Below are 13,872 nucleotides of genomic sequence, written 5' to 3' on the forward strand. Positions count from 1 at the left end.
CTAGGCGATGGGGTTCTCCAGGTCGCCCACCAACTGCAGGGCGCCCGACGGGTCCGCCAGGTCGACCATCTGCTCGTTGTTGCGCAGCTGGAGGCGGTTCAGGGCGGAGAGCGAGAAGTGCGGCGCGAACATGTCGAACTGCTCGAACTTCTCCGCGAGTTGGGGCATCGACTCCTGGTAGTCGCGCACGCAGTCCGCGACCGCCGACCAGAACGTCTCCTCGTCCACGACGCCGTCCTCGACGAGGTTCGCCGCGAGGAAGCGGAAGAAGCAGTCGAAGACGTCCGTGAAGATGGAGAGCAGCTTCATGTCGTCGGGGACCTCGGCCTTGATGCGCTCCACGGCGGGCGGAAGCACCGCGTCCATGTCCATCACCGCGATCTCCTCGGCGATGTCCTTGAAGATCGACCGCTTGACGACGCCCTGCTCGTCCAGGACCAGGATGACGTTCTCGCCGTGCGGCATGAACACCAGGTCGTAGGCGTAGAAGCTGTGCAGGAGGGGGGTCAGGTACGACTTCAGGTACGGCTTCAGCCACTCGCGCGGGGTCAGGCCGGAGCGCTCGATCAGGGCGCCCGCGAAGGACTTGCCCTCGCGGTCGACGTGCAGGAGGGACGCCATCGTGGCGAGGCGTTCGCCGTCCGCGAGCGATTCCACCGGGGACTCGCGCCAGAGCGCCGCGAGCATCTTGCGGTACGGCGAGTAGCGGTCGGTGGCGGCCTCGTACTCCAGGTGCCGGTAGCCGACGGCCGCGCGCTCGCGGATGATCGTCAGGCCGGTGTCCTTGAGCACCTCGTCGTTCTCGATGAGCCCGGCGAGCCAGTCGTTGATCGCAGGCGTCGCCTCCATGTACGCCGCCGAAAGGCCGCGCATGAAGCCCATGTTGATGACCGAGAGGGCCGTCTTCACGTAGTGCTTCGAGGGGGCGGAGGAGTTGAAGAAGGTGCGGATCGACTGCTGTGCCAGGTACTCGTCGTCGCCCTCGCCCAGGCACACCAGGTTCCGCTGCGCGACCTCGGCGGCGAAGGTGACGGACAGCTTGTTCCACCACTGCCAGGGGTGGGCGGGGATGAGGAGGTAGTCGGCCGGGTCGAGGCCCTGGTCGCGCAGGACGCCGTCGAAGCGGGCCAGCGTCTCCTCGCCCAGCTCGGCGCGGAAGAAGGACTCGTAGTCGAGGCCCATGCCCGCCGTGAAGGCCGCGCGCTCACGGCTCGCCGCCAGCCAGACCAGCCGGACGGGGCTTGCCGTCTCGGGGGCGTACGAGAGGTACTCGTGGACGCCGAAGCCGAGCCGGCCGTTGTTGGCGACGAAGCAGGGGTGGCCCTCGGTCATGCCCGTCTCGATCGCCTGGAAGTCGCCGGTGGCGGCGAGTTCGGCGGAGGACAGATACGGCTTCGTCAGTTTGAAGCAGGTGCCGGAGAGCGTGGAGGAGATCTCCTCCAGGTAGACCGGGAGGGTCGCGTCGCTCAGGCCGAGGCTGTCCTTCATCTCGATGAAGAACTGGAGGGCGTTCAGCGGGAGTTCGGCGCCGTCGCGGTGGCGGGTGATCGAGTCGGCGGACACCTGCCAGTGGTCCAGGCGCAGCCGGCGCGCGGTGAACTCGTAGCGGGTCAGGCCGTCGTCGCTGAGGACGGAGTAGCGGTCGGGGCCCGGGGCGGCCTCGGGTATGAGGAGCCGCTCGTGGCTGAACTCGGCGAGGGCCTTGCGGATGAGGAGGCGGTTGGCCTCGGCCCAGCGCTCGGGGGAGAGGTGGGCGGCGGCGTCGGCGATACTCATGCTCCGGTGGTCCTTCCCGTGGCCGCTTCGAACTGGGCGCGCGTGCAGAAGCTCAGCAGCGCCTTCTTTTCCGGCTTGTCGATCTCACGCTCGGCCACGAAGCCGACGGCCTCGTTCAGGGCGTGAACTGCCTTGTTCCCCACGTCGGGTTCGACGACGACGCGCCGCACCGACGGGTCGGCGAAGAGGTGCTCCATGACCGTCGTGATCACGGCGCGCGTGAAGCCGGGGACGCGGACGTCCGAGGGCGCGGTGAGGAAGTGCATGCCGATGTCGCCGGGCTCGGGCTCGTACAGGCCGACGAGTTCGACGTGCGCCGGGTCGTAGCGCTCCATCAGGAAGGCCGGTTCGCCGTCGTGCAGGCCGAGGAACGCGTCGTGGTGCTCGTGCGCCGCGATCGACATGTACTCGCGCTCGACGTCCGCCAGCCTCGCGTCCTGCATCAGCCAGAACGCGGCCTTGGGGTCGGTGACCCAGCGGTGCAGCAGCTCGGCGTCGGCCGCCGGGTCGACGGGCCGCAGGGACAGTTCCCCCACGGCGCTGTTCGTGGTGCTTGTGGTGCTCATGCTGCGAACTCCTGGAACGCGATGGTCTTCTCGACGGGGTAGTACTCGGTGCCGAGCAGCTCGCCGATGATGTAACTGTTGCGGTAGGCGCCCATGCCCAGGTCGGGGCTGGTGATCGAGTGGGTGTGCACGCTCGCGTTCTGCACGAAGATGCCGCGGCCCGTGGTGTCGATCGAGTAGTTGCGGGCGACGTCGTAGCGGCCCCGGCCGTCCCGGCGGATGCGGTCCTCGACCGGCTCCAGGAAGGCGGGGGTCGTGTACTTGTAGCCGGTGGCGAGGATCAGGCCCTCGGTCTCAAGCTCGAACTCCTTGTCCTGCTCCTCCTGGTGCAGGCCGAGCGTGTACGTGCCGTTCTCATGACTCGCGCTCTGGAGGGCCGAGTTGGTGAGCAGGCGCGTCGGCACGGGGCCGCTCAGGCCCTTCTGGTACAGCAGGTCGAAGATGGCGTCGATCAGCTCGCCGTCGATGCCCTTGAACAGGCCCTTCTGCCGCTCCTCCAGGGAGTAGCGGGTCTGCTCCGGCAGTTTGTGGAAGTAGTCGATGTAGTCCGGGGACGTCATCTCCAATGTGAGCTTGGTGTACTCCAGCGGGAAGAACCGCGGTGAGCGCGTCACCCAGTTCAGCCGGTAGCCGTGCACGTCGATCTCGCCGAGGAGGTCGTAGTAGATCTCCGCGGCGGACTGCCCGGAGCCGACCAGCGTGATCGACTTCTTCTTCTGGAGCCGCTGCTTGTGCTGCACGTAGCGGGAGTTGTGGATGACTCCGTCGCCGCCGAGCCCCTGGCACGCCTCGGGGACGTACGGAGGGGTGCCCGTGCCGAGGACGAGGCGGCGGGCGCGGTACGTCTCGCCGCTCTCGGTGGTGACGACGTACAGATCGTCCTCGTAACGCACCTGCGTGACCGTCGTGTTGAAGCGGATAGAGGAGAGCTTCGCGGCGGCCCACTTGCAGTAGTCGTTGTACTCGACGCGCAGCGGATAGAAGTTCTCGCGGATGTAGAACGAGTACAACCGCCCTGATTCCTTCAGGTAGTTGAGGAAGGAGTAGGGGGAGGTGGGGTCGGCGAGGGTGACGAGGTCCGACATGAACGGGGTCTGGAGGTGGGCGCCTTCGAGGAACATCCCCGAGTGCCACTCGAAGTCGGGCTTCGACTCCAGGAAGACGCCGTTCAGTTCGGCGATCGGTTCGGTGAGCGCGGCCAGGCCGAGGTTGAAGGGGCCGAGGCCGATCCCGAGGAAGTCGTACGTGTCAGGATGCGCGGTCAAGGGTGTCTCCCAGGTACTGCTCGGCGTGGCCGGCGATGAGGTCGAGGACGGCCGAGATGTCGTCGAGCGTCGTCTCGGGGTTGAGCAGGGTGAACTTCAGGTACTGGCGGTCGCCCACTTTGGTGCCCGCGACGACGGCGTCACCGGAGGCGAACAGGGCCTTGCGGGCATACAGGTTGGCGCGGTCGATCTCCGAGGGGTCGGTGGCGCCGGCCGGGATGTAGCGGTAGACGAGCGTGGACAGGCTCGGCTCCACGACCACGTCGAAGCGCGGGTCGGCGGCGAGCAGCTGCCAGCCTTCGTGGGCGAGTTCGCAGACCTCGTCGAACAGCCCGCCGATCCCTTCCGCGCCCATCACCCGCAGCGTCAGCCACAGTTTGAGCGCGTCGAAGCGGCGGGTGGTCTGGAGGGACTTGTCGACCTGGTTGGGGATCCGCTCGGCGACCGTGCGGCGCGGGTTGAGGTACTCCGCGTGGTACGTGGCGTGCCGCAGGGTGGCGCCGTCGCGGACCAGGATCGCGCTCGAACTCACCGGCTGGAAGAAGGACTTGTGGTAGTCGACGGTGACCGAGTCGGCGCGCTCGATGCCGTCGATCCGCTCGCGGTTCTTGTTCGACACGAGCAGCCCGCAGCCGTACGCGGCGTCGACGTGCATCCACGTGTCGTACTGGGCGCACAGCTCGGCGATCTCCGGCAGCGGGTCGATGGAGCCGAAGTCGGTCGTTCCCGCGGTCGCGACGACGGCCATCGGGACGAGGCCGTTCTCGCGGCAGCGCTCCAGTTCGGCGGCGAGCGCCACGGTCTGCATGCGCTTCTCGCGGTCGACCGGGACGGAGACGACCGAGTCCGGGTCGAGGCCGAGCAGCGTCGCGGACTTCTTGACGCTGAAGTGGCTGACCTCGGAGGCGAAGACGCGGAGTTTGGTCAGGTCCCGCGACTTGGCCTCTTCGCGGGCGAGCAGCAGCGCTTGCAGGTTGGACTGCGAGCCGCCGGAGGTGAACACGCCGTCGGCGGCCGGGCCGAGGCCGATCCGCCCGGTGGTCCAGTCGATGAGCTTGCGTTCGATGAGGGTGCCGCCCGCGGACTGGTCCCAGGTGTCGAGCGAGGAGTTGACCGCGGCGAGGATCGCCTCGCCGAGCACCGCCGGGATGACGACCGGGCAGTTGAGGTGGGCGAGATAGCGGGGGTGGTGGAAGTAGACGGCGTCGCGGAGGTAGACGTCCTCCAGCTCGTCCAGGGCGGCGATGGTGTCCTGGAGCGGCTCGTCCAGGTCGACGGCGTCGACGGTGGGGGCGAGGGCGTCGGGGGTGACGCCGGTGAACGGCCTTGTGGTGGTGGCGAGTTTGGCCGCCACCCGCTCGACTCCTTCGGTCACGGAACTGCGGTACAGCTCCGCGGTGGTGTCATTGAGCAGGTGCGAGCGCATGAACGGTTCCTCCGGGTGGGGTGGGGTGGTTCCCGGGTGGGGCAGGAAAAAGGGCGAGGTCGCGAACCCTTTGCTTAGGTTAGCCTAACCTAAGTTCGGTGCGCGACCCCGCCCCCCTCTTGTTCTGTTGTCACTCGAGCCCCGCCGGCGTGTGAGGTGCGGGGGCCGGGGCGGAGCCCCGAGTTGTCACGCCGCCCGCAGCGCGTCCTCGCTGAGGCCCCGTCGCCAGTAGCCGACGAACGTCACCGCACGCTTGTCGTAGCCGCGTTCACGCACCAGGTGCCGCCGCAGCTCCTTCATCGCCCCGGACTCACCGGCCAGCCAGGCGTACGGACTTGTGGACTCGGGGAGCCGGGCCGCACGCACGGCGTCGACGACGGAGGGCGCGCCTTCGTCGCGGACCAGCCACGTGACCCGTACATCGGCCAGCGTCATGACCGGCTGGATGTCCTCGCGGTGCGGAACCTCCAAGTACACGTCCGCCGAGACGTGTTCGGGCAGCCAGCTCAGCACGCCGAGCGCCGCGGGCAGCGCCGTCTCGTCGCCCCACATGAGGATGTGGTCGAAGTCGTCGTGGGGCCGGCAGCGCACCGCGGCGTTGTCGGCGATCGCCGGGCCGAGCACGACGGCACGGTCGCCGGGGGCCGCGGCGCGGGCCCAGCGGCAGGCGGGGCCCGAGGTCGACGGGTCGTCGTCGTGCAGCACGAAGTCGATGTCGACCTCTTCCGCGGGGAAGCGGCGCTGTCCGCTCAGCGTGTACGAGCGCATGATGGCGCGCTCGCCGTCCGGGATCGCCCGGTACGCCGCGTGCCAGGCGCGGCCGTCGTCCCCGGCGTTGATCGGCGGGAGCACGGGGGCGTCCTGGCCCGGGTGCGGCAGGAAGAGGGAGAGGGACTGGTCCCGGCCGCCGCCGTGGAAGTCGGCGAGTTCGGGGCCCGTGAAGGTGACCCTGAGGAGCGACGGGCCGAGCCGCCGCGTGCGGACCACTTGCAGATCGAAGAATCGGAAAGGGGCAACAGCGGGGGCTTCGGCCGTCGTCGTCATGGGATCAGGACACCTTCTTCGCCGTCTCGATGGCCTTCGCGAGGTTCTCCAGCATGGGAGCGCACTTGTCGTAGGACAGGATCGGTTCGGGGGAGCGGGAGATGACCTGGCCCGCCTTGACCGCGGGAAGCTTCTTCCAGGTCGGCTCGTCGATGTCGGCGGGCTGGATCGCCTGGGCGCGGTCGTCCATCATGATGATGTCGGCCTTGTGCTTGTTGACGTTCTCCCAGCTCAGGTTCTCGAACCAGCCGCCGGACGCCTTCTTCGCGGCCTCCGAGGGCTCCACGAAGTTCACGCCGAGCGCCTTGAAGTACTCCAGGTCGATGGAGAGGTTCGTGCCCGAGACGTAGAAGATGTCGGGGCTCGCGCTGCCCGCCATCACCTTGATCTCGGGGTGGGCCTTCGCCGCCTTGCGCAGCCGGGCGGCGGCGTCCTCGAAGCGCTTCTTCGCCTTGACGACCTTGTCGGCCTTCAGGTCGGCGCCGAGCGACTCGGCCAGCTTGTAGACGTGCTCGAGCGGCGTCGTGAGCTGGCGGTCGTAGACGGAGACGCCGACGCTCGGGGCGAGCTTGGCGATCTTCTTGGCGGACTCCTCGGGGACGTACCAGAGGGTGCCCGCGCCGTCGAAGATCGTGGTGATCAGCACCTCGGGGGCCAGGCCCGCGTACTTCTCGATGTTGAACTGGCCCCACTCGTTGCCGATGACCGTGACCTTGTCGACGGGCATGTCGCCGGCCTGGACGTCGGGCTTGCCGCCCTTCGTCGTGGTCGGGCCGAAGACGCCCTTGACCTGGATGCCGTAGTCGTAGAGGGCGGCGCCCACGCCGGTGAAGGCGACGATGTTCGTCGGGACCTTGTCCAGCTTCACCGTCTTGCCGCGGTCGTCCTTGTACGACCAGGGGCCGGACTTCTTGGCGGCGCCCGCCGAGCTCGAACCGCCGTCTTTGGAGCCGCCGTCGCCGCAGGCGGCGAGCGCGGCCCCGAGGCCGATGGCGCCGGTCGCGGCGAGGATGCCGCGGCGGGTGGGGCGGGGGAGTCGGGCGTTGGGCATGCGGGCTACTTTCGGACGTGCCGGGGCGGCGACCGGGTGGGGTGCAAACTCAGGGTAGGTTAACCTAAGTTCCCCGGTTTTAATCAAGCCCCTGCGGCGGCTGGGCATTTAAAGCCCCTGCGGCGATTGAGCAGCGGGGGCCGGGGCGGAGCCCCGCGGCCGCGCCCCCCGGCACGGGCGCTAAAGACATGGGGCGCTGCCCCATACCCCGCTCCTCAATCGCCGGAGGGGCTTGAAATGCTCAACCGTCGCAGGGGCATGAAGTGCCCAGGCGGCGCAAGGGCATGAAGTGGCCAGACGGCCGGGGCGTAGCTACGGCGTCAGGCCGAGTTCGCGGGCGATCAGCATTCGCTGTACCTCGCTCGTGCCCTCGCCGATCTCCAGGATCTTGGAGTCGCGCCACATTCGCGCCACCGGGTACTCGTTCATGAACCCGTAGCCGCCGTGGATCTGCGTGGCCTCCCGCGCGTTGTCCACCGCCACCGTCGACGAGTACAGCTTCGCGAGCGCCGCCTCCTTCTTGAAGGGCTCCCCGCAGACGAGGCGCGACGCCGCGTCCCGCCAGGCGAGCCGCGCCGTGTGCGCCTTCATCTCCATGTCGGCGATCTTGAACTGGATCGCCTGGTAGCCGCCGATGGCCCGCCCGAAGGCGCGGCGCTCCTTGGCGTACTTCACCGACTCGTCGACGCAGCCCTGCGCGAGCCCGGTGGCCAGTGCCGAGATCGCGACGCGCCCCTCGTCGAGGATCCGCAGGAACTGGGCGAAGCCCCGGCCCTCCGTGCCCAGCAGATTCGCCGCCGGTACCCGCACGTCGTCGAAGTGCAGCTCGCGCGTGTCCGACGCGTTCCACCCCACCTTCGAGTACGGGGCCGCCACCGTGAACCCCGGTGTCCCGGACGGCACGATGATCGAGGAGATCGCCGGGCGGCCGTCCGCCGTGCGGTCGGTCACCGCGGTCACGGTCACCAGGCCCGTGATGTCCGTACCGGAGTTGGTGATGAAGCACTTCGTGCCGTTGATGATCCAGTCGCCGGTCTCCTCGTCCCGGACCGCCGTGGTGCGGGTGCCGCCCGCGTCCGAGCCCGCCTCGGGTTCGGTGAGCCCGAACGCGCCGAGGATCTCGCCCGCGCACAGCTTCGGCAGCCACTCCCGCTTCTGCTCGTCCGTGCCGAAGAGATGGATCGGCATGGCGCCGAGCGAGACCCCGGCCTCCAGCGTGATCGCGACCGAGGAGTCGACCCGCGCCAGCTCCTCCAGGGCGATGCCGAGCGCCAGATAGTCGCCGCCCATGCCGCCGTACTCCTCCGGGAACGGCAGCCCGAACAGGCCCATGCGGCCCATCTCGCGCACGATCTCGTAGGGGAACTCGTGCCGCTCGTAGAAGTCGCCGATCTTCGGGGCGACGACCTCGTGCGCGAACTCCTCGACGGTGCGGCGGAGTTCCTCGTGCTCGGGGGAGAGGTGGTGATCCATGGCTGCCTCACTGCTCCTGGTCGGCATCGGCGTCGGCCTCGGGTGCGAGTGCGCGAACGGTGCGGGACGGGCTGGGTCGGCCCAGGTGCCCGGCCATCCACCTGCTGGTGTCGGTGAGACGGCCGAGGTCGACCCCGGTCTCGATGCCGAGTCCGCGCAGCATCCAGACGAGGTCCTCGGTGGCGAGATTGCCGGTGGCGCTCTTCGCGTACGGGCAGCCGCCGAGGCCGCCCGCGGAGGCGTCCACCGTCGTCACGCCGTGCTGGAGCGCCGCCAGGGTGTTGGCGAGCGCCTGGCCGTACGTGTCGTGGAAGTGCACGCCGATCGCGGTCGTCGGCACGCCCTCCTCGTTCAGCTCCGACAGGAGCGTCTGTACGTGTCCGGGGGTGGCCACGCCGATGGTGTCGCCGAGGCTCAGTTCGTCGCAGCCCATGTCCATCAGGGACTTGGCGACGGAGACGACCTGGTGGACCGGGACCGGGCCCTCCCACGGGTCGCCGAAGCACATGGAGAGGTAGCCGCGGACGTGCGCCCGGTGCTCCTTGGCCCGCGCCACGACCGGCTCGAACACGGCGAGGGACTCCGCCACCGTGCGGTTCAGGTTCGCCTTGGCGAAGGACTCGGTGGCGCTCGCGAACACGGCGACGCGGTGCGCGCCGAGGGCCAGCGCCCGGTCCAGGCCGCGCGCGTTCGGTACGAGGACGGGGAGGCGGACGCCGGGCCCGAGGTCCTGGAGCCGCGGGAACAGGTCCTCCGCGTCCGCCAGTTGGGGCACCCACTTGGGGTGCACGAAGCTCGTGGCCTCGATGGTGGTGAGGCCGGAGCGCGCCAGGCGGTGGATGAACTCGGCCTTCACCTCGGTGGGCACGGCCCGCTTCTCGTTCTGCAGCCCGTCGCGCGCGCCCACCTCGTGGATCCGGACGCGGGCCGGGAGTCCCTGGGCGGGGACGGCCATGGGGAGTGCGGGGGTCGTCATCGCGTGGCCTCCTCGCCGGCGGTCGCCGCGCCTTCGGTGTCGGACGGGGCAACCACCGCAAGCACCTGGTCCATCGCCACCGTCGTCCCCGGCGACACGTCCAGCTCCGTCACCGTGCCCGCGTGCGGGGACGTGATCACGTGTTCCATCTTCATCGCCTCCACCACCAACAGGCTCTGGCCTTCCGTCACTTGGTCGCCCGCCGCCACCTTCACCACGGTCACCGTGCCCGGCATCGGCGCGGTAAGGGAGCCCGCGCCGCCGGCCCCCGCGCCCGTCAGGCTCGCCGCCACCGGGTCGTGGTCCTGCACGTGCCAGGCGTCGCCGTCGCGCGCCAGCCAGTCGCCCGCGGTCGCGGTGAGCCGGGCGGGCGTGGTCGGCTCGCCGTCGACCAGGACCTCGGTGCCGCGCACCCGGACCTCGACGGGGTCGTGCCCCGCGACCCTCAAGGGGTGCACGGTCCACGCCGGTTCACCGCCGAGCCGCCAGCCGGTCGGCCGGTCGAACGGGTCCGTCCAGCCCCCGGTCGCGGCCGGGGTCAGCCGCTCCTGGCGCAGCACGCCCGCCGCCGCGTAGATCCCCGCCGGAACCTCCGTGTCGATCAGCTCGTCCGTCGCGCGCTCCACCAGGCCCGTGTCCAACTCGCCCGCCACGACGTCCGGGTGGGCCAGCAGGCGCCGCAGATACCCGGCGTTCGTCGGCACGCCGAGCGTCACCGTGCGGGCGAGTGCGGCGCGCAGTCTGCGCAGCGCCGTGCCCCGGTCGGGGTCGTACGCGATGATCTTCGCGAGCATCGGGTCGTAGAGGCTGGAGACCTCGGTGCCCTCGGTGAGGCCGGAGTCGACGCGTACGCCCTCGCCCTCGGGCTCGCCCAGCGCCAGGACCGTGCCGCCGGAGGGCAGGAAGCCGCGGGACGGGTCCTCGGCGCAGAGCCTCGCCTCCACCGCGTGCCCGGTGAGCGTGATGTCGTCCTGGGTGAACGGGAGTCGCTCGCCCGCCGCCACCCGGACCTGCCACTCCACCAGGTCGACGCCGGTGACCAGCTCCGTCACCGGGTGCTCGACCTGGAGGCGGGTGTTCATCTCCATGAAGCAGTACGCGGCCGGGTCCTCGCCCGGCACGATGAACTCGACCGTGCCCGCGCCCCGGTAGCCGCAGGAGCGCGCCGCCTCCACGGCCGCGGCGCCCATCGCCGCGCGCGTGGCCTCGTCGAGGAGCACGGACGGCGCCTCCTCGACGATCTTCTGGTGGCGGCGCTGGAGGGAGCACTCGCGCTCGCCGAGGTGCAGCACGGTCCCGTGGCCGTCCGCCAGGACCTGGATCTCGATGTGGCGCGGCCGGTCGATCCAGCGCTCCACGAGGAGCGTGTCGTCCCCGAAGGAGGTGCGCGCCTCGCGCCGGGCGGCCGCGATCTCGTCCTCCAGGGTGGTCAGATCGCGGACGAGCCGCATGCCCTTGCCGCCGCCTCCCGCACTCGGCTTGAGGAGGACGGGGGCGCCCAACTTCCGCGCCGCCTCGGCGAGTTCCGGGTCGCGTCCGCCGGGCACCACCGGCACCCCGGCAGCGCTCACCGTCTCCTTGGCGCGGATCTTGTCACCCATCAGCGCGATCGCCTCGGCGGGCGGGCCGATGAAGACCAGGCCCGCCTCCTCGCAGGCCCGCGCGAACGCCGCGTTCTCCGCCAGGAATCCGTAACCGGGGTGCACCGCCTGCGCGCCGGTCGCCGCCGCGGCCTCGATCAGCCGCTCCGCCACCAGATAGCTCTCGGTGGCCGCCGGCGGCCCGATGCGCACCGCCTCGTCCGCCTCGCGCACATGCCGCGCGTCCGCGTCGGCGTCGCTGTACACCGCCACCGAGCGGATGCCGAGCGCCCGCAGCGTACGGATGACGCGCACGGCGATCTCGCCGCGATTGGCCACAAGTACCGATTCGAACACGTCTCGCTCCGCCCCTCACATCCGGAAGACGCCGAAGCCGGCGGACTTCTCCGGCAGTGGCGCGTTGGCACACGCGGTCAGGGCCAGGCCGAGGACCTGGCGGGTCTCCATCGGGTCGATCACGCCGTCGTCCCAGAGCCGGGCCGTCGCGTAGTAGGCGTTCCCCTGCGCCTCGTACTGGGCGCGGATCGGCGCCTTGAACGCGTCCTCGTCCTCGGGGGGCCACTCCTCGCCGCGCGCCTCCAACTGGTCGCGCTTGACGGTCGCGAGCACGGAGGCGGCCTGCTCGCCGCCCATCACGGAGATCTTCGCGCCGGGCCACATCCACAGGAAGCGGGGCGAGTACGCGCGGCCGCACATCGAGTAGTTGCCCGCCCCGTACGAGCCGCCGATCACCACGGTCAGCTTCGGCACGCGCGTGCAGGCCACCGCCGTGACCATCTTGGCGCCGTGCTTGGCGATGCCGCCCGCCTCGTAGTCACGGCCGACCATGAAGCCCGAGATGTTCTGGAGGAACAGCAGCGGGATGCCGCGCTGGTCGCACAGCTCGATGAAGTGGGCGCCCTTCTGGGCGGATTCGGAGAACAGGATCCCGTTGTTCGCGACGATGCCGACCGGGTGGCCGTGGATCCGAGCGAACCCGGTGACCAGCGTCTGCCCGTACTCGGACTTGAACTCGGCGAACCGCGAGCCGTCCACCACGCGCGCGATGACCTCCCGGACGTCGTACGGAGTGCGGGAGTCGACCGGCACCGCCCCGTACAGCCCCGCCGGGTCCACCTTCGGCTCGATCGCCGCCTTCACCGCCCACGGCAGCGGGCCGCGCTCCGGCAGCGTGGAGACGATCGTGCGGACGATCCGCAGCGCGTGCGCGTCGTCCTCCGCGAGGTGGTCCGTCACGCCCGACACCCGCGAGTGGACCTCGCCGCCGCCCAGCTCCTCGGCCGTCACCACCTCGCCCGTGGCCGCCTTCACCAGCGGGGGGCCGCCCAGGAAGATCGTGCCCTGGTTCCGGACGATCACGGCCTCGTCGCTCATCGCCGGGACGTACGCCCCGCCCGCCGTGCACGAACCGAGGACCGCCGCGATCTGCGGGACGCCCGCGCCCGACATCCGCGCCTGGTTGTAGAAGATCCGCCCGAAGTGCTCGCGGTCCGGGAACACGTCGTCCTGCATCGGCAGGAACGCGCCGCCCGAGTCCACCAAGTAGACGCAGGGCAGCCGGTTCTCGAGGGCGACCTCCTGCGCGCGCAGGTGCTTCTTCACCGTCATCGGGTAGTACGTGCCGCCCTTGACCGTCGCGTCATTGGCGACGATCACGCACTCGCGGCCGCTCACCCGGCCGATCCCGGCGATCACCCCCGCGGCGGGCGCCTGCCCCTCATACATCCCGTCCGCCGCGAGCGGTGCCAGCTCAAGGAACGGGGAGCCGGGGTCGAGCAGCGCGTCCACCCGGTCCCGCGGCAGCAGCTTGCCGCGCGCCGTGTGCCGCGCCCGCGCCTTCTCGCCGCCGCCGAGCCGGGCCGCGGCGAGCTTCGCGCGCAGCTCCTCACCGAGCGCCCGGTGTGCCGCCTCATTGGCCCGCCAGGCCTCCGACGCGGGCTCGGCCGCGCTGGTCAGCTCCGGTGCCTCCTGCATTCCACGGTCCCCTCACCGAGTACAGCCGAGTTAATGAGCGTTAACCATTTCCTTCAGGTTAACGCTCGCTAACGTCCCTGTCTAGAATTGCCTCATGGCCACGAGAACCGACGCCCCGACCCGCCGCGAGCAGATCCTCAGGGAGGCCGCGCGGCTCTTCGCCGAGCGCGGGTTCCACGGCGTGGGCGTGGACGAGATAGGGGCGGCGGTCGGCATCAGCGGCCCCGGCCTGTACCGGCACTTCGCCGGCAAGGACGCGATGCTCGCCGAGCTGCTCGTCGGGATCAGCGGGCAGCTGCTCACCGGCGGCAAGCGGCGGGTGGCCGAGGCGGAGCACGGGCCCGAGGCGCTGCTCGACTCGCTCATCGAGGGGCACATCGACTTCGCGCTCGACGACCGCGACCTGATCACGCTGCACGACCGGGAGCTCGACCGGCTGCGCGACAGCGACCGCAAGCTGGTGCGGCAGTTGCAGCGCCAGTACGTGGAGTTGTGGGTGGAGGCGGTGCGGAAGGTCTACCCGGGGCTGGTGGAGGCGCACGCGCGCGTGGCCGTGCACGCGGTCTTCGGGCTGCTCAACTCGACGCCGCACCTGAGCCGTCCGGGCTCGCTGCCCGGCCGGACGGCGACCGCGCGGATGCTGCACAAGCTGGCGCGTGGCGCGTTCGCGGCGGCTGCCGCAGAGTGACCTGTATCTCTGGACGCTCCTCGCGACTCGTG

11 protein-coding genes are annotated in these 13,872 nt (G+C 70.4%); 1 reads left to right on the plus strand and 10 read right to left on the minus strand.

What is annotated here, in order from left to right; translation table 11 throughout:
- The 10 genes from ACP4E5_RS28230 to ACP4E5_RS28275 all read right to left on the minus strand — a co-directional run bounded on the left by ACP4E5_RS28230 (position 1) and on the right by ACP4E5_RS28275 (position 13,152).
- On the minus strand, positions 1 to 1,776 hold the full coding sequence (locus ACP4E5_RS28230; protein WP_425833417.1) for an IucA/IucC family protein: 1,776 nt from the start codon (positions 1,774 to 1,776) through the stop codon (positions 1 to 3).
- A complete protein-coding gene (locus ACP4E5_RS28235; protein WP_425833419.1) occupies positions 1,773 to 2,342 on the minus strand; it encodes a GNAT family N-acetyltransferase in 570 nt (189 codons plus the stop codon). Before ACP4E5_RS28235 ends, ACP4E5_RS28230 begins: the two co-directional genes overlap by 4 nt.
- On the minus strand, positions 2,339 to 3,607 hold the full coding sequence (locus tag ACP4E5_RS28240) for a lysine N(6)-hydroxylase/L-ornithine N(5)-oxygenase family protein (protein ID WP_425833421.1): 1,269 nt from the start codon (positions 3,605 to 3,607) through the stop codon (positions 2,339 to 2,341). The genes ACP4E5_RS28235 and ACP4E5_RS28240 overlap by 4 nt, the downstream gene beginning before the upstream one ends.
- The gene (gene desA / locus ACP4E5_RS28245; RefSeq protein ID WP_425833423.1) at positions 3,591 to 5,033 is read right to left on the minus strand and encodes a lysine decarboxylase DesA; all 1,443 of its coding nucleotides are present in this window, start codon (positions 5,031 to 5,033) and stop codon (positions 3,591 to 3,593) included. The genes ACP4E5_RS28240 and desA overlap by 17 nt, the downstream gene beginning before the upstream one ends.
- A gap of 186 nt (positions 5,034 to 5,219) precedes the next feature.
- Complete coding sequence (locus ACP4E5_RS28250; protein ID WP_425833425.1) at positions 5,220 to 6,077, minus strand: siderophore-interacting protein; 858 nt, start codon at positions 6,075 to 6,077, stop codon at positions 5,220 to 5,222.
- A 4-nt stretch (positions 6,078 to 6,081) separates the two neighbouring features.
- On the minus strand, positions 6,082 to 7,128 hold the full coding sequence (locus ACP4E5_RS28255) for an ABC transporter substrate-binding protein (RefSeq protein ID WP_425833427.1): 1,047 nt from the start codon (positions 7,126 to 7,128) through the stop codon (positions 6,082 to 6,084).
- 312 nt (positions 7,129 to 7,440) lie between these two features.
- Entirely contained in the window at positions 7,441 to 8,601 is a 1,161-nt protein-coding gene (locus ACP4E5_RS28260; RefSeq protein ID WP_425833429.1) for an acyl-CoA dehydrogenase family protein, read from the minus strand.
- A 7-nt stretch (positions 8,602 to 8,608) separates the two neighbouring features.
- Positions 8,609 to 9,577, minus strand: a complete 969-nt coding sequence (locus tag ACP4E5_RS28265; RefSeq protein ID WP_425833431.1) for a hydroxymethylglutaryl-CoA lyase — start codon at positions 9,575 to 9,577, stop codon at positions 8,609 to 8,611.
- Positions 9,574 to 11,514, minus strand: a complete 1,941-nt coding sequence (locus ACP4E5_RS28270) for an acetyl/propionyl/methylcrotonyl-CoA carboxylase subunit alpha (RefSeq protein ID WP_425833433.1) — start codon at positions 11,512 to 11,514, stop codon at positions 9,574 to 9,576. Before ACP4E5_RS28270 ends, ACP4E5_RS28265 begins: the two co-directional genes overlap by 4 nt.
- A gap of 15 nt (positions 11,515 to 11,529) precedes the next feature.
- Entirely contained in the window at positions 11,530 to 13,152 is a 1,623-nt protein-coding gene (locus tag ACP4E5_RS28275) for a carboxyl transferase domain-containing protein (protein WP_425833435.1), read from the minus strand.
- Between the two features lie 94 nt (positions 13,153 to 13,246).
- Here ACP4E5_RS28275 and ACP4E5_RS28280 point away from each other — a divergent pair, with 94 nt between their 5' ends.
- Positions 13,247 to 13,840, plus strand: coding sequence for an SACE_7040 family transcriptional regulator (locus ACP4E5_RS28280; RefSeq protein WP_425833437.1), 594 nt, complete (start codon positions 13,247 to 13,249; stop codon positions 13,838 to 13,840).
- Positions 13,841 to 13,872 lie beyond the last annotated feature (32 nt).

The organism is Streptomyces fractus (genome assembly GCF_049844455.1).
Classification (GTDB): Bacteria; Actinomycetota; Actinomycetes; order Streptomycetales; family Streptomycetaceae; genus Streptomyces; species Streptomyces fractus.

Bases quoted from the DNA above. Each gene is read 5' to 3' on its own strand.
- ACP4E5_RS28235 (WP_425833419.1), bottom strand. From the start codon at position 2,342: ATGAGCACCACAAGCACCACGAACAGCGCCGTGGGGGAACTGTCCCTG.
- ACP4E5_RS28265 (WP_425833431.1), bottom strand. From the start codon at position 9,577: ATGACGACCCCCGCACTCCCCATGGCCGTCCCCGCCCAGGGACTCCCG.
- desA (WP_425833423.1), bottom strand. From the start codon at position 5,033: ATGCGCTCGCACCTGCTCAATGACACCACCGCGGAGCTGTACCGCAGT.
- ACP4E5_RS28275 (WP_425833435.1), bottom strand. From the start codon at position 13,152: ATGCAGGAGGCACCGGAGCTGACCAGCGCGGCCGAGCCCGCGTCGGAG.
- ACP4E5_RS28230 (WP_425833417.1), bottom strand. From the start codon at position 1,776: ATGAGTATCGCCGACGCCGCCGCCCACCTCTCCCCCGAGCGCTGGGCC.
- ACP4E5_RS28255 (WP_425833427.1), bottom strand. From the start codon at position 7,128: ATGCCCAACGCCCGACTCCCCCGCCCCACCCGCCGCGGCATCCTCGCC.
- ACP4E5_RS28260 (WP_425833429.1), bottom strand. From the start codon at position 8,601: ATGGATCACCACCTCTCCCCCGAGCACGAGGAACTCCGCCGCACCGTC.
- ACP4E5_RS28280 (WP_425833437.1), top strand. From the start codon at position 13,247: ATGGCCACGAGAACCGACGCCCCGACCCGCCGCGAGCAGATCCTCAGG.
- ACP4E5_RS28250 (WP_425833425.1), bottom strand. From the start codon at position 6,077: ATGACGACGACGGCCGAAGCCCCCGCTGTTGCCCCTTTCCGATTCTTC.